Origin of the sequence: Chryseobacterium shigense (assembly GCF_014207845.1) — a bacterium.
GTDB classification, from domain to species: domain Bacteria; phylum Bacteroidota; class Bacteroidia; order Flavobacteriales; family Weeksellaceae; genus Chryseobacterium; species Chryseobacterium shigense_A.
In genome coordinates, this window is sequence record NZ_JACHLC010000004.1 from 54,193 (window position 1) to 79,311 (window position 25,119).

At 37.7% G+C, this 25,119-nt stretch carries 20 protein-coding genes; 12 read left to right on the forward strand and 8 right to left on the reverse strand.

Features of this window, described 5'->3' with window-relative positions; translation table 11 throughout:
- Window positions 1-2 precede the first annotated feature (2 nt).
- Window positions 3-707, forward strand: a complete 705-nt coding sequence (locus HNP36_RS15125) for an endonuclease/exonuclease/phosphatase family protein (RefSeq protein ID WP_184165382.1) — start codon at window positions 3-5, stop codon at window positions 705-707.
- Here HNP36_RS15125 and HNP36_RS15130 read toward each other — a convergent pair.
- On the reverse strand, window positions 704-2,833 hold the full coding sequence (locus tag HNP36_RS15130) for a helix-turn-helix domain-containing protein (protein ID WP_184165385.1): 2,130 nt from the start codon (window positions 2,831-2,833) through the stop codon (window positions 704-706). The genes HNP36_RS15125 and HNP36_RS15130 overlap by 4 nt on opposite strands.
- An 83-nt stretch (window positions 2,834-2,916) precedes the next feature.
- On the opposite strand from HNP36_RS15130, the gene HNP36_RS15135 reads away from it, so the two are divergent.
- Entirely contained in the window at window positions 2,917-3,366 is a 450-nt protein-coding gene (locus HNP36_RS15135; protein WP_184165388.1) for a hypothetical protein, read from the forward strand.
- 266 nt (window positions 3,367-3,632) lie between these two features.
- Here HNP36_RS15135 and HNP36_RS15140 read toward each other — a convergent pair whose 3' ends face one another.
- Window positions 3,633-4,160 (reverse strand): gamma carbonic anhydrase family protein, encoded by a 528-nt coding sequence (locus HNP36_RS15140; RefSeq protein WP_184165390.1) that lies wholly within the window; start codon window positions 4,158-4,160, stop codon window positions 3,633-3,635.
- Between the two features lie 174 nt (window positions 4,161-4,334).
- Here HNP36_RS15140 and HNP36_RS15145 point away from each other — a divergent pair, with 174 nt between their 5' ends.
- The 3 genes from HNP36_RS15145 to hemH are packed head-to-tail and all read left to right on the forward strand — an operon-like array spanning window position 4,335 to window position 6,794.
- Window positions 4,335-5,213 carry a NifU family protein gene (locus HNP36_RS15145; protein ID WP_184165393.1) on the forward strand — a complete coding sequence of 293 codons (879 nt, stop codon included), beginning with the start codon at window positions 4,335-4,337 and terminating at the stop codon, window positions 5,211-5,213.
- 10 nt (window positions 5,214-5,223) lie between these two features.
- Entirely contained in the window at window positions 5,224-5,754 is a 531-nt protein-coding gene (locus HNP36_RS15150) for an NADPH-dependent FMN reductase (protein WP_184165396.1), read from the forward strand.
- An 11-nt stretch (window positions 5,755-5,765) separates the two neighbouring features.
- Window positions 5,766-6,794: a ferrochelatase gene (hemH, locus tag HNP36_RS15155; RefSeq protein WP_184165399.1), complete on the forward strand. Its 1,029-nt coding sequence runs from the start codon at window positions 5,766-5,768 to the stop codon at window positions 6,792-6,794.
- A gap of 69 nt (window positions 6,795-6,863) precedes the next feature.
- Here the strand turns inward: hemH and HNP36_RS15160 are convergent, their stop codons facing one another.
- On the reverse strand, window positions 6,864-8,828 hold the full coding sequence (locus HNP36_RS15160; RefSeq protein WP_184165402.1) for a M4 family metallopeptidase: 1,965 nt from the start codon (window positions 8,826-8,828) through the stop codon (window positions 6,864-6,866).
- A 566-nt stretch (window positions 8,829-9,394) separates the two neighbouring features.
- On the opposite strand from HNP36_RS15160, the gene HNP36_RS15165 reads away from it, so the two are divergent.
- Entirely contained in the window at window positions 9,395-9,625 is a 231-nt protein-coding gene (locus HNP36_RS15165) for a hypothetical protein (RefSeq protein ID WP_184165404.1), read from the forward strand.
- Between the two features lie 4 nt (window positions 9,626-9,629).
- The gene (locus tag HNP36_RS15170) at window positions 9,630-9,887 is read left to right on the forward strand and encodes a hypothetical protein (protein ID WP_184165407.1); all 258 of its coding nucleotides are present in this window, start codon (window positions 9,630-9,632) and stop codon (window positions 9,885-9,887) included.
- A gap of 90 nt (window positions 9,888-9,977) precedes the next feature.
- Here HNP36_RS15170 and HNP36_RS15175 read toward each other — a convergent pair whose 3' ends face one another.
- Window positions 9,978-11,189 carry a type IX secretion system plug protein domain-containing protein gene (locus HNP36_RS15175; RefSeq protein ID WP_184165410.1) on the reverse strand — a complete coding sequence of 404 codons (1,212 nt, stop codon included), beginning with the start codon at window positions 11,187-11,189 and terminating at the stop codon, window positions 9,978-9,980.
- A 397-nt stretch (window positions 11,190-11,586) separates the two neighbouring features.
- On the opposite strand from HNP36_RS15175, the gene HNP36_RS15180 reads away from it, so the two are divergent.
- Window positions 11,587-12,225, forward strand: a complete 639-nt coding sequence (locus tag HNP36_RS15180; RefSeq protein ID WP_184165413.1) for an MBL fold metallo-hydrolase — start codon at window positions 11,587-11,589, stop codon at window positions 12,223-12,225.
- Window positions 12,226-12,461: 236 nt separating this feature from the next.
- Here the strand turns inward: HNP36_RS15180 and HNP36_RS15185 are convergent, their stop codons facing one another.
- Genes HNP36_RS15185 through HNP36_RS15195 form a run of 3 tightly spaced genes read right to left on the reverse strand, consistent with a single transcriptional unit; the run spans window position 12,462 to window position 17,621 of the window.
- Entirely contained in the window at window positions 12,462-14,891 is a 2,430-nt protein-coding gene (locus HNP36_RS15185; RefSeq protein ID WP_184165416.1) for a TonB-dependent receptor, read from the reverse strand.
- Window positions 14,892-14,910: 19 nt separating this feature from the next.
- Complete coding sequence (locus HNP36_RS15190; RefSeq protein WP_184165419.1) at window positions 14,911-16,389, reverse strand: trehalase family glycosidase; 1,479 nt, start codon at window positions 16,387-16,389, stop codon at window positions 14,911-14,913.
- Between the two features lie 2 nt (window positions 16,390-16,391).
- Window positions 16,392-17,621, reverse strand: a complete 1,230-nt coding sequence (locus tag HNP36_RS15195; protein WP_184165422.1) for an MFS transporter — start codon at window positions 17,619-17,621, stop codon at window positions 16,392-16,394.
- 123 nt (window positions 17,622-17,744) lie between these two features.
- On the opposite strand from HNP36_RS15195, the gene HNP36_RS15200 reads away from it, so the two are divergent.
- Window positions 17,745-18,608 carry an AraC family transcriptional regulator gene (locus tag HNP36_RS15200; RefSeq protein WP_184165424.1) on the forward strand — a complete coding sequence of 288 codons (864 nt, stop codon included), beginning with the start codon at window positions 17,745-17,747 and terminating at the stop codon, window positions 18,606-18,608.
- 275 nt (window positions 18,609-18,883) lie between these two features.
- Here the strand turns inward: HNP36_RS15200 and HNP36_RS15205 are convergent, their stop codons facing one another.
- Window positions 18,884-19,438, reverse strand: coding sequence for a thioredoxin family protein (locus HNP36_RS15205; RefSeq protein WP_184165937.1), 555 nt, complete (start codon window positions 19,436-19,438; stop codon window positions 18,884-18,886).
- A 155-nt stretch (window positions 19,439-19,593) separates the two neighbouring features.
- Here HNP36_RS15205 and HNP36_RS15210 point away from each other — a divergent pair, with 155 nt between their 5' ends.
- The 3 genes from HNP36_RS15210 to HNP36_RS15220 all read left to right on the forward strand — a co-directional run bounded on the left by HNP36_RS15210 (window position 19,594) and on the right by HNP36_RS15220 (window position 24,924).
- Window positions 19,594-20,190 carry a TetR/AcrR family transcriptional regulator gene (locus HNP36_RS15210; protein WP_184165427.1) on the forward strand — a complete coding sequence of 199 codons (597 nt, stop codon included), beginning with the start codon at window positions 19,594-19,596 and terminating at the stop codon, window positions 20,188-20,190.
- 351 nt (window positions 20,191-20,541) lie between these two features.
- The gene (locus HNP36_RS15215) at window positions 20,542-21,702 is read left to right on the forward strand and encodes an efflux RND transporter periplasmic adaptor subunit (RefSeq protein ID WP_184165430.1); all 1,161 of its coding nucleotides are present in this window, start codon (window positions 20,542-20,544) and stop codon (window positions 21,700-21,702) included.
- Between the two features lie 39 nt (window positions 21,703-21,741).
- Window positions 21,742-24,924: an efflux RND transporter permease subunit gene (locus tag HNP36_RS15220; protein WP_184165433.1), complete on the forward strand. Its 3,183-nt coding sequence runs from the start codon at window positions 21,742-21,744 to the stop codon at window positions 24,922-24,924.
- Window positions 24,925-25,119 lie beyond the last annotated feature (195 nt).

Sequence of the window (25,119 nt, forward strand, 5' to 3'; positions counted from 1 at the left end):
GTTTGAAAATTGCAACACTCAACATAGATTGGGCAAGAAAAAAAGGATCTTTAAAAACTACAGAATTTTTGAATCAGTTTGATTTTGATTTTCTTATTCTGACAGAAGCTGTTGATCTTAATCTTAAAAATTTTCCGTACAAATATCTCTGTTCGCCAATTCCTGAAAATGTTGTTTATGAAAATCTCAATTACTCACAATATTTGAAGGACGAAAAAGCTTTCCGAACTATTTTATATTCAAAGATTCCCTATTTGAAAAAATATCAGGTAACGGATGACAAAACCAATCTCGCGCTAGAGTTTGAAACAGAATTTGGAAGCATCGTTTTCTATTGTACAATCATCGGAACTTGGTTTAATCGAAAACCTTTTGTCGATAATGAATTGCAAAATACTATTCAGAATTGCAGGAAAATTCATTCAATGAATCCAAACCTTTTTATTATCGGCGATTTGAATACTTCATTTAGAAAAGCTGAAGAAAAATTCTCTATTAATTCCAAAATAACAAAATCATTAAAAAATCTTTTTGAAGATTTAAATTTGATCAATACAACTCTAGAAATCAAAGAAAATATTGATCATATTATTGTGCCTGATACATTTAAGAATAATATTATTGAAGTTGATACTTTTATAAACAAAGATGTTCTGAGTGACCATAAAGGAGTTTATATTTCCATAACAACCCCTTCAAAAAGCTAAGAATTTGATTTCTCTTTCTTAAAATTATAATGATTAATCAGAATCCTGATTTCATTAAACTCAAAATCATTTGGCAATGCGTTCTTCCATTCCGTTAAGGTTTCATGGGGGTTTTTATAGAATTCTTCTTCAAATGCCTTAATCTTATCAGAGGTAATCACTCTTGAAATATCCAGCAATCCCTGTTCTGCAAATTTTGCCAGGTGGCCGATCACAGTTTCTTTTACCAGACCTCTTTCCAGAGCAATTTCACCGATGGTTTTCCCCTGTTCAAACAATTGAAAAGTCAAAACCTGTGAAGGAACTTTTGCGATCTTCATATTGATTTCCTGATCATTTTTTTCATCTAAAAGTTTCGTTTCCAGCAGATGAATTTCCTTTAAGCTGTTCAGATATTCTTCCGTGTCTTCCAGCCAGTTCCTGAATTCTTCATTATACTGTTTCAGACCTTTGGCTCCTTTAATTTCAGCATAAAATTCTTTCAGCGGATTGAAAACCTTATCCCGGATTTCTGTAAAAAAGAAATTAACGGCTCCTTTGGTTTTGCTTTCAATATCAGACCATTCTTCCTTATTTTCAATAAAATTATTGACTTTCTGGGAAATTACCCGTTCCAGTTTTTCAAAGATTTTTCCGAGGTTAACTGTCTCATGTTTCAGCTGAAGATAAAGCTGGTTAGTCTTTACATGATCTATACTTTTTGTAGCAACGGAAAGCTTGTTCCATTCTTCCACTTCATGCAGAAACCACAGGCAATTTACGGTACGAAGAACTTTTTTAATGCTGTAATCATATTTTTCACGGTTCAGGATGGCTTCTACATTATCATTGGCAAGGGTACTCCCCTGAAACTGCATGATTCTGTTATCCTTAAAAATAACTTCAGGCGTAATTTTGGATTTTAAAACAATTCCTTCCAGCGTACGGCACCTTGAAAGGGCTACATAAACCTGACCGGCTGTGAAGCTCTTCCCTGCATCAATAATCACATTATCAAACGTCAATCCCTGACTTTTATGAATGGTAACCGCCCACGCCAGCTTTATCGGAAACTGTTCGAAGCTGCCTAAAACTTCTTCTTTGATATTTTTTTCGGTATCGAGGAAATATTTTTTCTGTTCCCAGACTTCCCTCTTTACGGTAATTTCTCTTTCGCTACCATCAAGAATAACTTTGATCTCATTATCATCTAAAGCACAAACTTCACCCAATTTTCCATTGAAATACTTTTTCTCACCACTGATATCATTTCTGATGAACATGACCTGTGCTCCAATCTTCAGTTCCAAAAACTGCTCGTTTGGAAACTGATTTTCCTTGAAATCTCCGAAAAGCTTGGCTTCATACGTTTTAACCGTCAGGTCAATCTCATCCAGTTTTTCCTGGTTGATTTCATCTGCCATCTTGTTGTGAGAACACAGGTAAACGTAAGATTCAGTTCCTGCTTTAAAATCCGGATCATACCGTTTGTTAAGATCTTCAAAGTTGATATTGGCTACATCACCGTCACGGATCGCGTTCAGGATTTCCAGAAATTTTTCATCCGACTGTCTGTAAACCTTCGTTAATTCAATCGTGAGAAGCGGAATATCTTTAACAGCAAGACTGTCGAAAAAAAATGGTGACTGGTAGCACATTTTTAAAATATGCTCGTCCCTCACCACCGGAGGAAGCTGGTAAAGATCCCCAATGAACAGCATCTGCACCCCACCGAACCGTTGGTTGTTTCTCCTGATAAACCTCAGCGAGAAATCCATCATATCAAGAACATCTGCTCTCAACATGGAAACCTCATCAATAATAAGAACTTCTACTTCTCTTAAAAGTTTAAGCTTATCTTTTCTGTATTTGAAATGAGGCATCAGATCGGCAATATTATTTGCCAGACTTCCATCAATACGGTCCGTAGTAGGTAAAAACGTCCTTAAAGGCAATCCAAACATAGAGTGAATGGTAACTCCTCCTGCATTGATCGCGGCAATTCCCGTAGGTGCAACCACAATATACTTTTTCCTTGTCTTTTTCACAAAGTCATTAAGGAAGGTGGTTTTCCCGGTCCCGGCTTTTCCTGTAAGAAAAATGCTTCTGTTCGTATGCTCTATTAAGTCAAAAAAATGATTGTTCATTGTGCTTCAAAATTACGGAAATGAATTTGAATTTCTTACCTTGGCATAACTTTTGAAAATTCTTTAACAGAAAAGAAATTATAATGAAAAAAAGTTTCATATATACTCCACTATTAGCATTATGCACTATTTTTGCCACCGTTTCATGCAATACATCCAAGAACACCAATACAAATCTTCCAAAAGATATTTCGGAAAGACCTGCTGACGAGGACAGCCAAAAATATGAACAGGCCCAGCTGGATAAACTAAAAGCGTCCATTGAATCTGAAGCCTCCCGCGAAAAATGCACCAATGCTTCGGAATGGACTTTTGCCCCAATGGGAACCAAAGCCTGCGGAGGACCACAGCAATATATTGCCTATCCTAAAAAGATAGAAACCGCCCTTCTTCCGAGAATTGAAGAATATACACAGAAGGTAAAAGCATTCAACGAAAAATACAATATTGTTTCCGACTGTATGATGGTAATGCCCCCAACCTCAGTGAAGTGTATTAACGGAAAAGCCCAGCTTATAACAGCGGAACAATAAAAAGAAAATCAAAGCAAAGGTTATATATCTGCTGAATAATCAGCAACAAAACTCACCCAGGAGTTTATACTAAGGATTGAAAAAAGCTCTATCGTTATGATGGAGCTTTGTTATTTTGTTTTAGGGGCAAATAATGAAATTTTTTAGAGTTGAGAAACAAGAGCCAAGAATCAAGATACCAAATTTCAGACATCAGACTTTTTATTGTAAATGTGAAAACTCTTAACTCGCAACCCGTAGCCCGCAACTTATATATCCGCTAACTTTTAAACTTCCAGATTTTCCTTATACCACGAAGAATACTTCACATAATTATCTGCAATCCTGTTGACTTCCCCTTCCAGTAATTGGGTAGAAATATCTTTGATTTTCCTTGCAGGAACTCCCCCCCAGACTTCTCCTGATTTGATATGAGTTCCCTGCGTTACTACAGAACCTGCTCCTACGATGGAATTTTCTTCTACCAGGCAGGCATCCATAACGATGGCGCCCATACCTATAAGTACATTATCTTTGATGGTGCAGCCATGAACAATGGCATTGTGCCCGATGGAAACATTGTTTCCTATATTTAAAGGATGCTTCTGATAGGTACAGTGCAGCATGGCATTGTCCTGAACATTTACCTTATCTCCCATTCTGATGTAATGAACGTCCCCTCTGATCACCGCATTGTACCAGATACTGCAGTTCTCCCCCATCGTAACGTCCCCTATAATGGTAGCCGTTTCTGCCAAAAATGTACCCTCTCCTATCTGAGGTGTCTTTCCTAAAAGTTCTTTTACAATTGCCATAGCTTTGATTTGATAATTTGAAAATGAGTTCATTTGAAAATAATAATTTCTGCAACGGACTATTCTAGCTTTCAACTTCTATTTTTATATAACCGTGATAGCAAAAATCTAATCTCTAATCTCTGACTTCTAATTTCTAATTGCGTATTTTTGTATCTCAAATTTAACAAAAAAATGCGTACGATACTTATAGAACCAACCGAAAACACGAAAGTGATGAAATTTGTCGCGGATTATAACCTGATCCCGGGATCTTTAGAGTTGGACAGAAGTTCAGATATTTCAGAAATTCCTTTAGCCCAGGAACTTTTCAATTATCCTTTTGTGGAAAGAATTTTCATTACGGCTAATTTTGTAGCTGTAGCCAAACAGGATACCATAGAATGGGAACATGTGGCGGAAAGCCTTAAAAATGTAATTGAGGACGAATTATTGGCCAACCCGAGAATTTACCTTCAGAAAAGAAAGGAAATGTACCAGATCTATGCGGAAATGACACCTAATCCCAATGCGATGAAGTTTGTTTCCAACAAACTGCTTATAGAAGGATTTGTGGAAGTGAAATCAAAAGAGGGAGCAGAAGGCGTTCCTTTGGCTCAGGCTATTTTTAATGAATTCGATTTTGCAAAAGAAGTCTTCATTTCTGACAATTTTGTTGCCGTAACAAGAGATAATTCTGTAGAATGGCATCAGGTAATGATGGCTGTACGCGGTTTTATTGCCGAATATCTTCAGAGTGGAGGTGAAATTTCAAATCTTGAGCCTCAGAAACATGAAAATCCTGTTGAAAAAATCATCAACAGGGAATATACTGATGACGAGCAGAAAATCTCAGACATTCTAAATGAATATGTAGCTCCTGCAGTAGAAAATGATGGCGGAAAAATCTCTCTTATGGAATATGACCAGGAAAACAAAACCGCTAAAATGCTGCTACAGGGAGCCTGTTCCGGATGCCCAAGCTCTACCGCTACTTTGAAAAACGGAATTGAGAATATTTTAAAACAATTCGTTCCTGATTTGGTGGAAAAAGTGGAAGCTGTAAACGGATAATCCATTTTAAATGCTACGTGGAAAAAAGATTTTGGTCATTATCGGAAGTGCCACAAAGCATTCCAGCAACCGGAAATTAATAGAACAGGTTCTGGAAAAGCACTCAGGTACTGATTTCCAGATTTATGATGAACTTTCTGTTCTTCCGCATTTTGACACTTCACTGACTGATACTGATACACCGGATGAGGTATTGAAGATCAGGAAAGAAATTGAAAATTCAGACGGCATTTTGTTTTCTACTCCTGAATATATCTTCAGTATTCCGGGCAGGTTGAAAAACTTACTGGAATGGTGCGTTTCCACCACTGTTTTTTCTGAAAAACCGGTTGCTGTGATAACGGCATCTGCCAATGGAGAAAAAGGACATGAGGAATTAATCCTGATTATGAAAACACTCGGAGCTAAAACAGAAAACCGGCATCAGCTTTTAATAAAAGGGATAAAGGGAAAATTTAACAATGACGGCTTAGCTGAAAATAATACCTTTGCGGAAGTATCGGCATTGATATCAGATTTCGAAAACGCCATTCATAATTAAAATTAAAAATATTGGATAAAAAAGGAATTTTACTGGTAAATCTTGGTTCTCCAAAATCTACAGCTGTAAATGATGTAAAGGAATATCTTGACGAATTTTTGATGGATGAAAAGGTAATTGATTACCGCTGGATCTTCCGTGCACTGCTTGTTCGCGGAATTATTCTGAATACAAGACCCGCAAAATCCGCAGAAGCCTATAAAACAGTTTGGACGGATGAAGGCTCTCCTTTAATTGTCATCACTGAAAAAATCCGAAAGAAGCTGCAGAAGCTTGTTGATGTTCCTGTGGAAATCGGGATGAGATATGCCGAACCTAGCATTGAAACGGGAATTCAGAAATTGGTTGACCAGGGAGTTTCTGAGATTGTTTTATTTCCACTGTATCCTCAATATGCGATGAGTACTACAGAAACCGTTATTGAAAAGGCGGAGGAAGTAAGAAAAAAGAAATTTCCAAAGGTAAAGATCAATTATATCCAGCCTTTTTACAATAGGGACATTTACATTAACTGCCTGGCAGAAAGCATCAAAGAAAAACTTCCTGAAAATTTCGATGTCCTGCAGTTCTCTTATCATGGGGTTCCGGAGAGACATATTTACAAAACAGATCCTACAAAGACCTGTAATCTTAATGACTGTTGTTCAAGAGACACCAATCCAAGCCACCAGTTCTGTTACCGCCATCAGTGCTATAAAACTACAGAAGCGGTTATTGCCAAAATAGGGCTTCCGAAAGAAAAAACTATTGTTTCTTTCCAGTCAAGGTTAGGAAAAGACAAATGGATAGAGCCTTATACGGATGAAACTTTAGAAACGATTCCTAAAAAAGGAATAAAAAATCTGGCTATTGTCTGCCCGGCTTTCGTTTCCGACTGCCTGGAAACCCTGGAAGAAATCTCAGTGGAGGGGAAAGAACAGTTTCAGCACGGAGGCGGAGAAAATTTTCATTACATCCCGTGCCTGAATGATGAAGACCGCTGGATAGAAGTGGTAAAAACACTCTGTGAAGAGAAGCTGAACGATTTCTATTTAATATAAAAGCTCTACCATACATAAAATAAAAGGCCACAAAATAAATCTTGTGGCCTTTTTCGGATATATTAAAATTTATTTTTTAATCAGGTTTCCTGCTTTTTGTCCATTAACCGTTACTACATATACTCCGGAAAGTATACTGGACGGAAGCTGAATATCTACTTTATTGATACCGTCTGTAATTTTAATCTTTTCAGAAAGTTCTCTTTTTCCTGTCAGGCTTACCAGCTCAACAATTCCTTTTCCTTCTTTACCTTCAAATTCAACAGTAAATTTGTCGGTAGCCGGATTTGGGCTGATGGTGTAAAGTGATGCATCAGGTGCAGCTACTTTTCCAGCCGCAGAAGTACCTCCGCCAACACCTACTGCATTCCATGCATTGGTAACCTGTGTTACTTCATTGCTTCCGGCTCCGTATAAGTCTGCGGCTGCCTGAAGCGAATACGTTCTTGCATTGGCAAATGTAGAGCTTGAAGTAAGGTAGTTGGTAAGTGTTCTGTAGGCAATAGCCCCTGCCTTATCCAGTCCTATTGCTGAAACATTATAGGCAAAACCTTTGTCATTAGTTCCTGATCCTCCGGTTACCAGTAAATAGTACCAGAAGTTAAGAACCCCTGAATTGGTGTGCACTCCGCAATAGTCGTTATAACCCGGCAAATTAGGATTTCCCTGGGGAGTACATGAACTGCTTGCATCCTTCCAGTAAGTTCCTTTATACGTATCAGGCTGGCTATAGGCGTTAGGATTGGCCATATCCCTGATCACATAACTGAAATCTTCTCCCAGCTTCCAGCTTGCCTGTGTTGGTCTTGCCCAAAGCTCAATTGTATTTCCGAAAATATCTGAGAAACCTTCATTTAAAGCTCCTGATTCTCTCTGGTAAGCAAGATTTGCTGTTTTGGTGGTTAAGCCGTGGGTAATCTCATGACCACAAACATCAAGAGCTGTTAACGGTTTACCTCCATTGGTAGAAGAACTTCCGTCTCCATACGTCATTCTGGAGCCATCCCAAAATGCATTAAAATAATTGGTTGAGTAATGGACATAAGATTTTATAGCAAAATTATTATTATCTATACTTTTTCTTCCGAATTTCGTGTAATAATAATCTAAGGTCATTTCAGCTCCCCAATGCGCATCAGTAGCATATTGATCTTTATTGGTATTTACATTGTTCCAATTATTATCAGTATCTGTAAAATCTACCGCTGATGAATAGTTGGTCCCTTTTTTCAGGTTGTATGTTTCTACGGCTGTTCCTCCGTTTCTTCCGGCTTCTCTTAATCTGTAACTTCCGCTGTATGAATCGGCAACAATGGATCTGTTTCCGCTATACCCTGTTGTTGCAGTTCCCGGAGCATTGGTTTCATGAATCAGGGCATTGGTTCCCAAAACTTTTCCATCTTTAGCATCTACGAAAACATATTGTCTGCTTAACGGCTTTTCTGCATAAATATCGAATTTGTAAGCAAGCTTCAGATCTCCCATTTTTTCATCAGAAGGATCTGAATAATATACCAGTTCTCCCTTTGGGGTAAAAGTTGCATTAGCATTTTTAGATTCATTTTTAATGAATTCCTCTTCTTCTTTGTTCTGCCATTTATAAGAGTCGGCTCCTACAAAAGACAGGGCGCTTTGTAATGCTGTGCTTTCAGAAATATTTGCTTTCTTTTCTGCAGCTACCGTTTCTTTAATAATCCACTTTCCGGTTTCTCCTACAATTTTTCCGCCTTTGGTCTGTACAGCCATCATCCCGTATTCTACAGGAATTCCGTTAATTGTCTGCTGAAATCTGTGAGTTTCAAAGCCTATGTGATCTTTTTCTGATCCCAACTTACGTGCCTGTCCCACTGAAAGTCTCTGAGATGTTTCATCAAATAAAACAGGCTCTCCTTTAAATGCAGGGCCATTTTTATCAAATCTCATGAATTCTGCGTGGAGACCACTTTTACCCGGAATTAATTTTGATGGAGTTTCCTGCCCAAAAACAAAGGCAGAAGCAGCAATGCTTACTGCGAAGATAAATTTTGTTTTCATAAAAAATTTTGTTTAGTGTGAAACGAATTTATATCTTTTTTGTAAAAAAGCAACGAAATAATTAAATAAAATTTAAAAAATAAATAGAACAAATGTTTTAAATTTAATATATTTTTAAAAACAATGTAATTAATTGAAAATATTTTTATTTCTATAAAAATAATAGACTAATATTTTTTACATAATTCAATATTTTATGAAATATTTTTTTCAATATGTGGAGCATAATAATTGATTATTCTGTACGGTATATAAAATATCCTAAAATTATTTATTCATCATAGTTTTAATGAAAATGACCTATCATGAAGCAGGTTTTAATTCAAGTAACTATAAAATTCTCATATAAATAAGCATAGCATTATCAATAATTCTTTACAAAAACCTGCTTTAACGGTCAAGTATTAAAAATAATATAAAACACCCCTAAAAAAAAACAATAATAATTTTAAAAAAAACATAAATATTCAAGATGCACCCCTTTTAATTTTCAATAAAATACAAATATTAAATATTTTTATTACCTTTACCCTATCAAACAACATCATTAACCCCAAAAAATGAAAATGATGAATGCTACAGCCCAAATTTTAGTACATAAGATTGAAAACTTTACACCGGAACTGCTGGAAACCTTAGCAAAAATGGTTGAGAATTTAGAAATCCAGAACAAATTATCCGTTCCTCAATTTCAGATTGATGAAGTTTTGTACAGAATTCAGTTTCATCAGGAAAATCCGAAAACAAAACTTGATTTTTATGAAAATATTTCTGAACTGAAAATGAGCTGTGCCTAAAAAAATGAATATCCTTCTCTCTTCCATCGCCAAAAATGACATAAGAATGCTTATGCGGGTTTTTAACGCGGAAAAAGAAAATAAAGGAATTGATTTCCTTGAAGACCTGAAAGTATCCATCCATCAGATTCTGGAAACTTCAATAATAAAATCCAGTGAAATTGCAGTGAATAAAATGGATAACTTTCCTGTAGTTATCCACTATGTTTTTGAAAACGAGGAAAACTTATTTATAACAGCTATTTTTAAAGAATTAAATTAATAAAATAACTCAGACACTATTATTATATTCGTATGCCTTTGGCAAAAAACCTTATAAGCTCATGCCTGTAAGGTTTTTATTTTTATGATGTTATCTTACAGGTGTTCTGAACTCGCCATATCCCATCAGCCCGTCGTAATCACGTCCGAAAGGAGCATAATATAAAAATGCCTGGTACAGATTTTCAGTTTGCCAGAAGTTGCCGTTAATCTCTCCGAAATTCAGGGTTCCGTCACTTTCTTTTGTAGCAAGAATATAGTTGTAGAAACCTTGTTTTAAAAATATTTTGGCTACATATTTTTTATTGGCTGCATCATATTGCATCTGGTTTTCTTTGCCCGGCTTAAAGTTATTGAATCCTCCCAGCACATAGATTTCCTTATCCACAGGTTCAGAATCCAGATAAAAATGTACCCAGGAATAATCTGCTTCTCTTTCTGCATTTCTTTCCAGCCCCAAATCGTTTCTTCTGTAATACCATGCTCCGTTTACATCGGGCTGATACTGGTAATTCAACGGAAATGCCCATACCGGATGCAGATAAGTCTGGTTGATACCGTCCTTCAGTTCTGTAGCCTGAACCATATCCGCTGCCATATTCATATTCTTATTATCAAAATAATAGAATTCATTATTGCCCGGAAATGTTAAGTTCATCTGCTGAAAAAGCAATTGATTCCCTAAAGTGGCACTAGGTTTTAAATTATTAACCACCACATTGGAATTGTTGTTCTGCATGACATTCAAGGTCATGGAATTGACATTGGAGGAAAGATCTCCTCCCTTTGAAGTGGCTTTTACTTCTACCCTCTGATTGATATTCGGGTTTTTGGCATCTGCAATTCTTGAAATATTCAAAGCAACTGTTGCAGCATCTTCCACCAGGTAAAAACGTTTTTTGAAAAGAGGTCTTTCTGCTGAATCTTTGTAAACAATCAGTTCAAAATTCCCTGAAATCTTCGGCTGTATTTTATCATTCGGGAATGTAAGTTTATAATGGGTATAAGGCTGCAATGTATTAAAAGAGTACTGGAACTGATCCAAAAGCCCGTTCAGGCTTCCGGTTGCAATCTGCGTAAAAAACAGGTTATCATCATTCCAGTTTCTGTCATAATGTTTGATGGTATACCTGTAAATCTCACTGGCATTACTGAGATCATCAAAGCTTAAAACCAACTGTTCCCCGAATTTAATCACCGGCGTTTCATCATTCGTCTGCGGGTTGAATAATTGTATACTTTGGATATTTTGTCCAAAAACCAATCCGCCCAAAGAAAGTAAAAGTATTCGCAAAGTTTTCATTATGACGAAGATAACGAAAAATCGATTTTAAACCATAGAAGTCACGAAAGTTTTTAACACAAATGATCTGCAGAATCACATTTGACTATACTTCTATTGACCTAGCCTTACTTCCATTCGTAAAGTTTAAATAACGTGCAGGAAATTTCCGTAACTGTATGAAATTTAAAACCATTTTTTTAATCCCCGTAAGATCGTGACATGCTTCGACTCCGCTCAGCATGACATTTCTAACGCCAAACATTTTTTGTTGAAAGATATGGCCAGTCAGTTTTGACTTTGTCATGCTGAGCGGAGCCGAAGCATCTTTATTACTAAATATTTAAACGAAAAATAACTCATGTATTCTAAAAAGGAACTTTTGTACTAAATTTGCCTCTATTAAAACATTCACAATATGCTTCAGATTCAAGGCTTCGTATTCAATTTTGCCAGCGAAAACACTTATATCCTTTATAACGAAAATAAAAATGCCTGGCTGATTGACCCGGGAAATATGAATGAACAGGAAACCAAAGCCATAGAAAGCTTTATTTCTGAAAACGGCCTTACCATTCAGAAAATTCTTCTGACTCATGCCCATATTGATCATGTTTTAGGGCTGCAATGGGCTTTTGATACTTTTAAAGTACCCGTTCATATGCACCAGGAAGATCAGGAAGTTCTTGATATGCTTCAGGCAAGCGGAATGAGATTCGGCTTCTCTGTTAATCCCGTAAAAGCAGACACTGTCTATGTAAATGAAGGAGAAATACTTGATCTGGATGGGGAAAAATTCAAAATTTACCATGTTCCGGGACATTCTCCGGGAAGTGTAGTTTACCATAATGAAAATCAAAAATTCATGATTTCCGGTGATGTTCTTTTTGAAGGCAGTATCGGAAGAACAGATCTTTACAAAGGAAATCACGAGCAGCTAATTGAAGGCATCACCAATAAACTTTTTATCCTTGATGGTGAAACTCAGGTTTTTTCCGGCCACGGTAATCCTACTACAATAGGCTTTGAGAAACAGTATAATCCGTTTTTTAAATAGATACGTGATAGCGTTTGAGAATTCGAGGGTTTGAGAGTTTCGGGATGCGGGGTTAATTGTTGCGGGTTATCAGTTGACTTGCCGGTTATAAGTTTCCAAGCTTACGGTAAAAGTCTGAAATCCGGCATTTAGGATCTTGGTTCTTGCCTCTTGATTCCCGGCCCCTTCTTCCCAACCCTAAAAGCAAAACCGCCAGAGAAAAATCTCTGACGGTTTCATATGAAGAAAATATAAGATTAGAAATCTAAAGTGATTGAAGCTCTTACAGCTGCACCCATAATTGGTCTTGCCATAATAGTTCCGTCTCCGGTTGGAGAACCTGCTCTTGGATCGCCTTCTGTAATGCCGATTGTATTAAAGATGTTAGTTCCATCAACTGCAAAACGGATTTTACCCAGCTGATAAGAAGTTCCAGCTCCAAATTCACTGAATGATGGCAGAGTCTGAACATTTAACTGATCCTGAAAACGTTTTCCATAGTAGTTGTAGCTTACATATGTTCTCCACTGTTTTGTAATATTTACAGCTGGCGAGATATTAAAGTACAGTTTTGGCATTCTTCTTACAACATTCCCTTCCAAAAGGCTTCCTTCTTCCAATCCGCTGTATTTCGGATTTTGAATGGTTCCATTGAAAGTAAGCTCTAACATATTGTTAAACAATCTTGCATATCCTTCAAGCTCAACTCCATAGTTTTTGGTATTTGCAAAAGTATTTTCTGATGTTCCGTTAGAAAACACATCTGTAAATGACAGGTTTTTAAGTGTTGAATAAAAAGGGATCACAGCAACATCAAATGTACGTGAGTAGTACTTATACCCTAATTCAACCTGATTGGTCAGTACTGGTTTTAAAGGCTGGTCCGGATTAGTAGTCGTGAAGTAATTGTAATAAGCTTCCTCATTCGGTGATCTGAAACCATGGGAGAAACGTGCATAAACGGCATTTTCCTTGTTGATTTTATAGTTTGTTGCCAAAGTATAAGAAACCTTATCAATATCGTAACTCCAGTAGTTATATTTATTTCCTAAAACACTCATGTTATCATCTGCAGTTGTTGTAGCGAAGCTATGTGTGCCATCAGTTGTTAAACCGGAATTATTCAGATTTGCAGTGGTTGTATTTACCGAATATCCTTTGTAGAAATCACGGCTGTAGCGAAGTCCTGCATTAACACTTAAATTATCTGTAATGTTATAATCTAAATTTGCATAAAGGTCATTCAAGCTTCCCTGAACCTGAGAATCTCTCAACAGGAAAGACATGTCAGTAACTCCGTTATAAGTTTTAGAATAACCTACTGAATTTGGGCTAAGAGAAGTATCAACCAAATTAAGAAGCATCGGCCTATCTGATGCTGTCGTCAAAATATTACTCCAGTTCCAGTATTGGTGAGACTTCCAGTTTGATTTATAGAAGCCTGCCGTTACATTCCCTTTGTCAAATTTATAATTAAACTGCAAATCATTCACAAAATTATTCATCTGCTTATCAATGGCCCAGAAGCCCAGTTCCTGAACAAAAGCCGGATTTACAGCCGCTCCGCTACCTACCGCAAAATATTGATAGCTGTTTCCTGTGATTCCGTTATCGCTTGCAAATTTAGCTGCTGTAGCAGGACCTCCTGCAGGGAAAATCCCTGTATAATTCATATTGATATTGGTATATCTTGTTTTGTTTAAAACAGAGAAATTATTTCCAAGATCATATTTGAATTCAGCACCTAAAACATCAACTTTCGGATGAATTCCATCTTCCAGATTTCTACTGAAAAAACCGCCTCCGGCCTGAGGAATATTCAGCTGGCTGATTGCTCTGTAACTGTAAGTTCCATAATTAGCATCAAAACCTGAGAATTCCTTCAAATCATTTCCATTTTGAGTTAGAGGAATCGGAAGGAAGAAAGTATTTCTGTCGTCCAGTTTTTTGTAATATACTTTAGCATACCCTTTATCGAAGACGTATTTAAGATTCATTCTGATCTGTCCTCCATTGTTGGCTCTGAAACCTGTCTTTCTGATTCCGTTGTCTGTTCTGTAGAACCCTCCAACGTTAAAGAAAAGCTTATCCTGAACTAAAGCACCGCCTACATTCATATCGGTACGCATAAGGCCGTAAGTACTGGTTTCCAGTTTGGCAGTTCCTTTAAAATCATTACTTCCTTCTTTAGTAATAAAGTTGATCAAACCTCCAGGGGAATTATTGGCATAAATGGATCCTGAACCTCCTCTCAAGGCTTCAAGACGGCTCACAGAATTATCTACACGGAAGAAGTTATCCGCATTGGCAAACTGAAGCGCACCGTCTTCAAAAACCGGAAGACCGTCTTCCTGAACCTGCACGAATTCGTAAGCTCCTGCAGAAGGAATACCTCTTGCAAAAAGGTTGTTTCCTACCTCACCTCCGGAAGTTTCCACAGCAAACCCCGGAACTCTCTGCAATAATGCAGCAGCACTGATAGGGTTCTGTTTCTGGATTTCTTTTGCCGTAAATGTAGAAATAGCCGTACTGGATTCTATTTTCTTTTTCGGACCTGAGTTACCGGTGATAACAATCTGGTCAATAGAAGATGTTTTGATGGAGTCCTGCGGAGTTTCCTGTGCATACGCGTTGTTAAAATAAAGCGTAGCGGTGGCAGCCATTAAAAATATCGATCTCTTTTTCATAGCATATGATTTTTTATAATTAGTTTTGTTTTAATTTGAGATAGACCCCGTTTGTCCATCCGAATCCGTCCTGATTCGGGTATTCTCCTCCTCCTGCAATTGTTTCGGTGTCCAGAGCATTATATTTTTCCATTAATTTTCCGGTGTTGCTGTATACCCTTTCTACATTTCCGCACCAGTTGTTTTTTATTTTTTCGGCAAGCTCATTGAAGCCGTAGTTTTTCATTGCTTTAAATCCTAACCACTGATAAGGAGCCCATGCATTCGGAAGATCCCACTGCTGGCCGCTTTTTTTAGTGGTGGTTACAAGCCCTCCCTGATAGAGAAATTTTTCAGCAATATGTTTCGCTACTGCTTCCGCCTGTTTTTGGTCTGCCAGTTCAAGAAATAAAGGATAAAGAGCAGCAATGTGTTCAGACGGTGTGTTTTTGTGTTTTTTTAAGTGATAATCTTTATAACATTCAGTATTTTCATCCCAAAAGTATGTATTGATCATCTGTCTGCGCTTTGCTGCTCTTTCAGCAAAATAATTTTCCTGATCTGTCATGTTCTGAAGCGCTGAAGATTTGGCTAAAGTTTTTTCCAAATGCCATAAAAGGCTGTTCAGGTCCACTTCTGCAATATTCAGTGTTTCTATAGTCTGTATATGTTCCCCGTCTGCAAACCATCTGCTGGAAAAATCCCAGCCGGATTCGCAAGCGCTTCTTATGTTTCTGTAAAATTCATTTCCTGTATTCTCGCTGTCTTCAATGTCAATGAGATAGCTTTCAGGTCGTGGTGCGTTTTCTGCATCGTAATAACGGTTCAGAATATCCCCGTTTTTCGTTTTCACGACTCTTTTTACACTGGATTCATTATCAAGCCATTCTTCCCCATTCATCCAGAAGGCATATTCTTTCTCTAAAGTATCATGATATCTGATATAAATTTTTTCATCATTTGTGGTTTCAAAAAGCAGATCCAGCATCAGCGAGAAATACGGAGGCTGTGAACGGCTTAAAAAATGGGTTCTGCTCGCATTCGGGACAAATCCTACATTCTGAATCAAATAAGAACAGTTTTCTATAATATTTTCCATCATTTCCGTTCTTCCTGAAGCCTGCAGCCCAAGCATAATGAAATAGCTGTCCCAGTAAAAAAATTCGTTAAAACGGCCGCCCGGAACAATATATGGTTTCGGAAGCTTCAATAATGTTCCTTTTTCTTCGTAAGCAGTACGGGTTAATTCATCCCAAAGCTTTTCTATATGCTGCTCAATCGGCAGTTGCTCTTCTCTCTGAATTGAAATTTTGGCTCCCAGAAAATCAAAATTGGCCATTACAAAATCTTTCAGATCAAAATCTTTTCTTCCTTTCTTTTCTTCGTATTCCGCATTAATCTGCGAAACAGGAAACACAGGAACTGCATCAGTCATCATCTTCTGATCTTCAAATACCCTGGCTCTCTGAACATCATCGAAAAGGGCCTGGATTTCATTTATGTAAAGCTGCTTATTCATTATTATTTCTTAGGATTTATTTTTAGTTTATTCATGAATATGGCTGAAATGATCAGCAGTGAAAGCGGGATCAGTGAAAGGTAAAATGCCTGCTGTCCACTGAATTCCTGGAATACAAAACCTGTGATCATGGAGCCTATTGTTCCTCCTATGGCTGAAAAAACTACTATCAACCCGGACATTGCACTGTGCAAATATTTAGGAATAGAGGCAAGAATCACCGAATTGATACTCGGATAAATGGGGGCCAGCAAACCTCCCATTAACGGAAACAGGTATACTACAAGAGGTGCATTGAACCAACCTGTTCCTTCATTGATCTTAATATTGTGTGTTAAAGGCAAAACCAAAAGTATACTTGCCGCAAAACCTATCACACAGAAGGAAACCACATAGATCCAACTGAATTTCTTGGAGAAAAAGCCTGATAAAAACCTTCCCAGGGCAAAAGCTCCGGCTAAAACCGCTCCGGCCTGAATACTCATAGAAGTAGGAAGTTTTAAAATTTCTTTATAAAAAGTGGGTGTCCATGTCTGGAAACTCTGTTCTACCAACACGAAAAGGAAAGCACACAGAAGAAAAAACAGAACTTTTTTATAGCTGAACAGACTGATACTGTTTCTAAGATCTCCCAAAAGATCAGTTTTTTCACTTCTCGCTTCACTTTCATTCAGTTTTGAGAAGAATAAAAACAGGAATGACACTGCTGAAAGTGCTCCTAGCACCCAATATACATTCAGCCATTGGGTAGATTTAGGGTTGTGATCATCAATAAATAAACTGAACAATACGTTTCCGGCCAACACTCCGATCATGAAAAATCCTTCAAGGAATCCCATAAAGCTTGAATGTTCCTTATCTGTTTCAGTAACAAGACCTATAGAAGTAAAAACCGATATTTTTATTAGGGCAAATGAAATTCCAACGATGGCAAATAACAGCTTAAAAAACCAGAATTCACTGGTGAAAGGCATTACAAAACACATGCAGCTCACCAGAAAAAGAGCAATAAGCATAGAGTTTTTGATTCCTATTTTCGGCAGAAATGAAGCCAGAATAAATGAACAGATGGCTATCGGAAGATCTTTAAACCCTTCTAATACACTTGCTGAAGATTTTGAGATTCCAAAGTTTTGCTGTACCTGCAGAATGACTGTTCCCACGGAATTCAGAAGAATCGCGAAAACGAAATAATTTAAAAACAATACAGCTTTAATGTTGAAATTTTTCATGGAGGTCATTTCTTGGCGGCTAAGATAGAAGCATTTCACTTAACATTAATTTAACACAATAAATGAATATTTGAACTATATTAATATAATTAGTATTTTTATTGAATAAATACGATTAATGAAATGAAAGTTAGTTTTGAAAGAATAATTCCGAGCGAAAAAAGCTCTTTTCGTACACTCCACAATAATTCGCCTATTTCGGAATTCAAATGGGAGTATCATTATCATCCGGAGATAGAGCTAGTGTGTGTTATATCCGGAAGCGGAACCCGCCACGTTGGCTATCATAAAAGCAATTATACAAACGGAGATCTGGTATTGATAGGTTCTAATATCCCACACTCCGGCTTCGGTTTGAATTCTATAGATCCGCATGAAGAAATTGTTCTTCAGTTCAGGGAGGAGATTCTCCAGTTTCCTCAACAGGAAGTGGAAGCAAGATCTATTAAAAATCTTCTGGAACTTTCAAAATACGGAATACACTTTCATCATAAGATAAAAAAGAATATGCTTCCGAAACTGAAGCTGCTTCTGGAATCGGAAGGTTATAAAAGGTATCTGCTTCTGCTTGAAATTCTGTTTGAGCTCTCAAAGTGTAAGGATTATGATCTTTTGAACAAGGAAATCATGCCCTATACTATCATTTCAAGAAACAAAACGAGGCTGGAAAATATTTTCACCTACGTTGAACATAACTACGATAAAGAGATCAATATTGAAGATGTTGCAAAGTTGGCGAATCTTACATTGCCGGCTTTCTGCAATTTTTTTAAAAAGGCAACACAGATCACTTTTACGGAATTTGTAAACCGGTATCGTATTAATAAGGCTTGTCTGTTGATGGCTCAGGATAAAAGCATTTCAGAATGCAGTTATAGCTGCGGGTTTAATAATGTGACCTATTTTAACAGGATGTTTAAAAAATATACGGAGAAAACACCTTCTGAGTTTATTAAGAATTATTCGCACAACAAGGTGAGTGTGTAACAAGTCTTTTATCCTTCTTTATATATATGCTTCGACTTCGCTCAGCATGACATTTCTGACAGAAAATATTTTTGTTGAAAAATTATACTGTCCAGCTTTGACTATCTCATTGTCATGCTGAGCGAAGTCGAAGCATATATTTTATCTCTCGCAGATTGGGCAGATTGGGCAGATGTTTGCACATAAAAAAGCTGTCCCAGAAAAAAGAACAGCTTTATATTTTACAATGTGGTAATCAAAAATTATCAATGATAAGATCTTAACTCACAGGTATATTATTTCCATTTAATATTGCATCCCATGCTCGGTCTTTGGATTTCTTCCTGTGACTCACCCAACAGAAGGTTTTCAAAAGCAATAATCAGATCTTCTCCGGTAACATCCTTATTATTTCCGGGTCTTGAATCGTCCATCTGGCCTCTGTAGATAAGATCCAATTTATCATCGAAAAAATAGAAATCCGGTGTGCAGGCTGCATCATAGGCTTTTGCCACCGCCTGGCTTTCATCATATAGATAAGGAAAATCAAATTTTCTCTCGATCTGGAACTCGATCATTTTATCGGGAGCATCAGCCGGATATTTTTCTACATCATTGGCGTTGATTGCAATGAATTCAATTCCTTTATCATTATAATCTTCATACAGCTCGTTAATCTTGTCGATTACATGAAGAACAAACGGACAATGATTGCACATAAAGATCACCAAAGTTCCTTTTTCTCCTTTCAGTTCTTCCAGAGACTGAATTTCATTGGTTTTTGATGGGTTCGGAAGCTCGAAAAACGGTGCTTTGGTTCCTAATGCCAGCATATTTGAGGGAGTATTCATATCCTTTATTTCTTTATCCGCAAAGATAAAGTTTCTTTTAATATAAGCCAATCCATGAATTTATAAACTTGCGTTAAATGTTAATTATCAAATATTATTTGGAAGATATATTCAAAAGTTTGTAGTTTTGCTAACACTGTTAGTAAATAATAATCATGGGCCTACATGAACGTCGTCAAAGAGAAAAAGAATCTATCCGTGCAAATATTTTGCAGGCGGCTTTCAATTTGGCTAAAACAGAGGGCTGGGCATCACTTTCAATGCGTAAGATAGCAGATGCTATTGAATACAGTGCTCCTGTAGTTTATGATTATTTTGAAAACAAAGAAGCCATATTGTATGAGATTTCTATCAATGGTTTCCACTGTCTTCATATAGAATTATTAAAAGCTCAGAGAAAATTCGAGACTCCGGAAGAACAACTTACCGCAATTGTAGATGCTTACTGGAATTTCGCTTTTAAAAATAAAGAATATTATCAGCTGATGTTTGGTTTGGGAATGCAGTGCAGCGGTAAAGGCCAGATGAAAGAAGAATTTTCATCTTTCCAGGATCTTATCTATGAATGTACCTACAACATTATCAAGAAGAACGGATCAAATACGGATAATGCCTGTCATATGTCTCACGCCCTATTTTCAGCGGTACACGGACTGATCTCTATTATGATGATGAGAAACGCAGACATTCCTTCTACTATGAACAAAACGACTTTGGACGAAACAGTTTCTGCTTTCATTAAGTCTTTGTAAATTTTTTTTGAACTAAAAATTAACACCGTTAGGAAAAATAACATTGAATATTATTAGAATATTCACATAAAAACTAAAAAGAAAACCAATAAAAACTATAATTACGGAAAAGTCCTACGATTCACTTAACACCGTTAGATAAATTAGCACATAATTAATACACCCCATTTTATATATAAATCAACATTAAAAAACAGACAGCTATTATGAAAATGACGATCTGACTCCATCATTAAAAAATTCTGAATTTTTTTTGAACTAATCATTAACACTGTTAGGGAAAATAACATAATTCGTTAAAAGAACACTATTACTTAAATCTAACACTTCATTAAAAAAATTAAACCAACAATGAAAATATCTGGAAAAATAAGGTTTATCATACTTATATCAAGTATCATCCTTTTACAGAACTGTACTCAGGCAGCAGAAGGTTCCAATGCAGCACCGCCTGCCCCGGAGCTTCCGGTATACACCGTGATCTCATCTCCAGCTACAACATACCAGGAATTTCCTACCGCACTGGAAGGCAAAAATAACGTAGAAATCAGATCTCAGGTAGACGGATATCTGGACAGGATCTATGTGGAGGAAGGTTCTTACGTAAGAGCCGGACAGCCTTTATTTAAAATAGATTCAAGAGCATACGGCGAGCAGGTTAATATGGCTCAGGCCAATCTTCAGGCTGCCAATGCCAATATTGAAAAAGCCAGAGTGGAAGTTGACAGACTTCAGCCGCTGGTAGCCGCAAAAGTAGTTTCCGATGTACAGCTTAAGACGGCAAAAGCTAATTATGCCGCTGCTGTTGCCGCTGCTTCACAGGCAAAAGCATCAGTAGGAAACGCAAGAATTAATGTAGGATTCACAACCATTACAGCACCGGTAAGCGGATATATAGGTAGAATTCCTTACAAAAAAGGAAGCCTGATCTCCAGAACAGATCCTAATCCATTGACTTTATTATCGGACATCAGCGAAATTTACGCCTACTTTTCTTTAAGCGAACTGGATTTCATTGCTTTTCAGAATAAATATCCGGGAACAAGCTTAGAGGAAAAACTGAAAAACATGCCAATGGTAGATCTTGTAATTGCCGACAACAGCATTTACCCTGAAAAAGGAAGAATGAGCATTGTAGACGGCCAATTCGATAAAACAACCGGAGCGATCAGTGTCCGTGCCGTTTTCCCCAATACACAGGGTGCTCTAAGAACCGGAAATACGGGAAGAGTGCGCATGCCTCAACTACTTTCCAATGCTGTGGTTATTCCTCAGGAATCTACATTTGAAATTCAGGATAAAACCTATGTATATGTCTTAGGTAAGGACAGCAAGGTGACCAGCAAACCGGTTAAGATTTCAGGAAAAACAGAAAGCTATTACTTTATTTCTGAAGGAGTTGCTCCGGGAGAGAAAATCGTATACACAGGAATCGGAAACTTAAAGGACGGTGTTTCTATCAAGCCGAAAGCAATTTCGTCTGACAGCCTGTTGAGAGCTAAACCTTTGTAATCCATCCCGATACAGGAGACTTAAAAAAATAAACTTCTTATGTTAAAACAATTTATAGAAAGACCGGTACTTTCAACGGTCATCTCCATCATACTGCTACTATTGGGAGCACTGTCGGTTTTCAACCTGCCGATTACCCTGTTTCCCGATATTGCGCCTCCAAGTGTTCAGGTAACAGCCTTTTATCCGGGAGCGAATGCAGAAGTAGTGGCAAGATCAGTAGCCACGCCTATTGAAGAGGCCGTAAACGGAGTTGAGAACATGACGTACATGACCTCCAACTCAAGTAATGACGGTACTATGAGCCTAAGTGTATTTTTCAAGCAGGGCTCAGATCCGGACAATGCTGCGGTGAATGTTCAGAACCGTGTATCCAAAGCAATGAGCCAGCTTCCTCAGGAGGTGGTTCAGGCAGGAATTTCCACGCAGAAAGTACAGAACAGTATGATTATGTTCATGGGATTGTCCAGCGATGATCCTAAGCAATATGACGAGCTGTTTCTTCAAAACTACCTTAAAATCAATATCATCCCGCAAATTCAGCGTATTCCGGGTGTGGCACAGGCTCAGGTTTTCGGAACTATGGATTATTCCATGAGAATCTGGTTAAAACCGGACCGTCTGGCAGCCAATAACCTTTCTCCACAGGAAGTGATGGCCGCTATAAAAGACCATAACCTTGAAGCCGCTCCGGGACGTCTGGGCCAGGGAAGTAAAGAAACTTACGAATATATTTTGAAGTATAAAGGTAAATTAAACCAGAATGCAGACTACGAAAACATTGCAATCAAAGCCAATAATGACGGTTCATTTTTAAGGCTGAAAGATGTGGCAAGAGTAGAATTCGGTTCTTATACCTATACAGCGCAAAACAGGGTTGACGGAAAGCCTGTAGCAGGTTTCGCTATCTTACAGACCGCTGGTTCCAATGCCAATGACATTTTAACGGAAATTGAAAATCAGGTAGACAAGTTTTCCACTACCCTTCCGAAAGGCGTAAAGCCGATCATCATGTACAATTCCAAAGACTTTTTGGATGCGTCCATTCACCAGGTTGTTGAAACTCTGGTTATTGCATTCATCCTTGTATTTATTGTAGTGTACATTTTCCTTCAGGATTTCAGATCTACATTGATTCCTGCCATTGCGGTTCCGGTAGCTATTATCGGTACTTTCTTCTTCCTACAGTTATTTGGCTTCAGTATCAATATGTTGACTCTGTTTGCATTGGTACTTGCTATCGGTATTGTGGTAGATGATGCTATTGTAGTGGTAGAAGCCGTCCATTCCAAAATGGAGCATACAGGAATGCCCGTAGAACAGGCAACAACCAATTCCATGAGCGAAATTTCCGGTGCCATTATTTCCATTACGCTGGTAATGTGTGCCGTATTCATTCCGGTTGGTTTCATGCAGGGACCTGCGGGAGTTTTCTACAGACAGTTTGCCTTTACATTGGTTATTGCCATTATGATCTCAGCGGTAAATGCATTAACATTGAGTCCTGCTCTATGTGCATTGTTCCTGAATGATCCTCAGGGAGGAGAGCATGGAGAACATGGTCTAAAAAAAGGTTTCGGAGCGAAGTTTTTCAACGCATTCAATGTCGCCTTTAACAACATGACCAGAAAATATATTTACAGCCTTAAATTTTTAATTAAAAACAAATGGGTAGCCGTAGGAGGTTTAGCTCTTATCATTGCAGGAAGTATTTTCTTAATTAAAAAAGCGCCTACAGGATTCATCCCTACGGAAGACCAGGGATTCGTTCTTTATGCAGTAAATACAGCTCCGGGAAGCTCCCTGAACAGAACTAACAGAGCAACAGAACAGATCGATAAGATTGTAAAAAGTGAAAAGGCAATGAACCACCTTTGGGTGGCAGATGGAATGAACTTCATCACTAACGCCAACGCTTCTCCATATTCCGCAGGCTTTATTAAACTTAAAGACTATAAAGACCGTGGTGAAATGAAAGATCCTGACCAGATTGCAGCCACCCTTACCGGGAAAGTATCACAGGTGAAAGATGCCAATGCATTCTTCTTTAACTTCCCTACAGTACAAGGTTTCGGTAACGTTTCCGGTTTTGAATTCATGCTTCAGGATAAAACCAACGGTTCTTTTGAGCAGCTGGGAACCACAACTCAGGCCTTCATCGGAGAATTGATGAAACGTCCCGAAATTGCTTTTGCATTTACCACTTATGCCGCGGGAAATCCGCAATACACCATTGATGTGGATGCAGACAAAGCCAATCAGCTGGGAGTTTCCGTAACAGAACTGATGCAGACCATGCAGATTTATTACGGAAGCAGCTTCGTTTCAGATTTCAACAGATTCGGAAAATATTACAGGGTAATGGCTCAGGCAGATGTTCCTTACCGTACAGATGCGAATTCACTGGAAGGAATCTACGTCAAGAATAATGCAGGTGAAATGGTTCCAGTAAAGACTTTGGTAACATTGAAAAGAACCTTCGGGCCTGAAACAGTAACAAGAAATAACCTTTTCAACGCAGTAACCATCAACGGAACACCAAAACCGGGTTACAGTACCGGGGATGCCATCAAAGCAGTAGAAGAAGTTGCCCAGAAATCCCTTCCGAGAGGTTTCGGATATGAATGGACAGGAATTACCCGTGAAGAGATTAAAACCGGCGGACAGACAGCATTTGTATTCCTTTTAAGTATATTATTCGTGTATTTTTTACTGGCAGCGCAGTATGAAAGCTACATTCTTCCATTCGCTGTTATTCTTACAGTTCCTACAGGAATCTTCGGGGTATTTGCCTTTACAGGATTAGCTGGAATTGATAATAATATTTACGTTCAGGTAGGTCTGATCATGCTTGTCGGATTATTGGCGAAGAATGCCATTCTGATTGTGGAATTTGCCGTTCAGAGAAGAAAAGCCGGAAAAACACTGGTTGAATCAGCGCTTCAGGCTTCAAGATTACGTCTGAGACCTATCTTAATGACTTCATTTGCCTTCATTATCGGTATGCTTCCATTGGTTTGGACTCAGGGGGCTGCTGCTAAAGGTAACCATTCCATTGGTATCAGTACTGTGGGAGGAATGTTTACAGGAGTGGTATTCGGGATTTTCATTATTCCGGTGATGTATGTAATTTTCCAGTATCTGCATGAAAAAATGCCTAGCAGAAAGAAAAAGAGACTTCTGAAAAAACAGCAGGAAGAGCTTTTGGCAGCTGCTCATTAATAAAAATGATTGACAAAACTTTGAGAATATTTTAACCACAAAAGGCACAAAAGATTTTACATTATTTATTTTAAGTTAAAAACTTAGTGAATAAGAAGAACACGGCATTCAAATCTTGATTAAAATTTAAACGCAATCATCTGCGAAATCTGTGGTCAAATTATAATAAAGCAAGCACTCTCCTACTAAAGACAT

What these genes read in the sequence shown, in the direction of transcription:
- HNP36_RS15175 (WP_184165410.1), bottom strand. Translation starts at nt 11,189, where the DNA reads ATGAAAACTTTGCGAATACTTTTACTTTCTTTGGGCGGATTGGTTTTT.
- HNP36_RS15165 (WP_184165404.1), top strand. Translation starts at nt 9,395, where the DNA reads ATGATGAATGCTACAGCCCAAATTTTAGTACATAAGATTGAAAACTTT.
- HNP36_RS15210 (WP_184165427.1), top strand. Translation starts at nt 19,594, where the DNA reads ATGGGCCTACATGAACGTCGTCAAAGAGAAAAAGAATCTATCCGTGCA.
- HNP36_RS15195 (WP_184165422.1), bottom strand. Translation starts at nt 17,621, where the DNA reads ATGAAAAATTTCAACATTAAAGCTGTATTGTTTTTAAATTATTTCGTT.
- HNP36_RS15205 (WP_184165937.1), bottom strand. Translation starts at nt 19,438, where the DNA reads ATGAATACTCCCTCAAATATGCTGGCATTAGGAACCAAAGCACCGTTT.
- HNP36_RS15215 (WP_184165430.1), top strand. Translation starts at nt 20,542, where the DNA reads ATGAAAATATCTGGAAAAATAAGGTTTATCATACTTATATCAAGTATC.
- HNP36_RS15135 (WP_184165388.1), top strand. Translation starts at nt 2,917, where the DNA reads ATGAAAAAAAGTTTCATATATACTCCACTATTAGCATTATGCACTATT.
- HNP36_RS15185 (WP_184165416.1), bottom strand. Translation starts at nt 14,891, where the DNA reads ATGAAAAAGAGATCGATATTTTTAATGGCTGCCACCGCTACGCTTTAT.
- HNP36_RS15190 (WP_184165419.1), bottom strand. Translation starts at nt 16,389, where the DNA reads ATGAATAAGCAGCTTTACATAAATGAAATCCAGGCCCTTTTCGATGAT.
- HNP36_RS15145 (WP_184165393.1), top strand. Translation starts at nt 4,335, where the DNA reads ATGCGTACGATACTTATAGAACCAACCGAAAACACGAAAGTGATGAAA.
- HNP36_RS15200 (WP_184165424.1), top strand. Translation starts at nt 17,745, where the DNA reads ATGAAAGTTAGTTTTGAAAGAATAATTCCGAGCGAAAAAAGCTCTTTT.
- HNP36_RS15160 (WP_184165402.1), bottom strand. Translation starts at nt 8,828, where the DNA reads ATGAAAACAAAATTTATCTTCGCAGTAAGCATTGCTGCTTCTGCCTTT.
- HNP36_RS15170 (WP_184165407.1), top strand. Translation starts at nt 9,630, where the DNA reads ATGAATATCCTTCTCTCTTCCATCGCCAAAAATGACATAAGAATGCTT.
- HNP36_RS15150 (WP_184165396.1), top strand. Translation starts at nt 5,224, where the DNA reads ATGCTACGTGGAAAAAAGATTTTGGTCATTATCGGAAGTGCCACAAAG.
- HNP36_RS15180 (WP_184165413.1), top strand. Translation starts at nt 11,587, where the DNA reads ATGCTTCAGATTCAAGGCTTCGTATTCAATTTTGCCAGCGAAAACACT.
- HNP36_RS15220 (WP_184165433.1), top strand. Translation starts at nt 21,742, where the DNA reads ATGTTAAAACAATTTATAGAAAGACCGGTACTTTCAACGGTCATCTCC.
- HNP36_RS15140 (WP_184165390.1), bottom strand. Translation starts at nt 4,160, where the DNA reads ATGGCAATTGTAAAAGAACTTTTAGGAAAGACACCTCAGATAGGAGAG.
- HNP36_RS15130 (WP_184165385.1), bottom strand. Translation starts at nt 2,833, where the DNA reads ATGAACAATCATTTTTTTGACTTAATAGAGCATACGAACAGAAGCATT.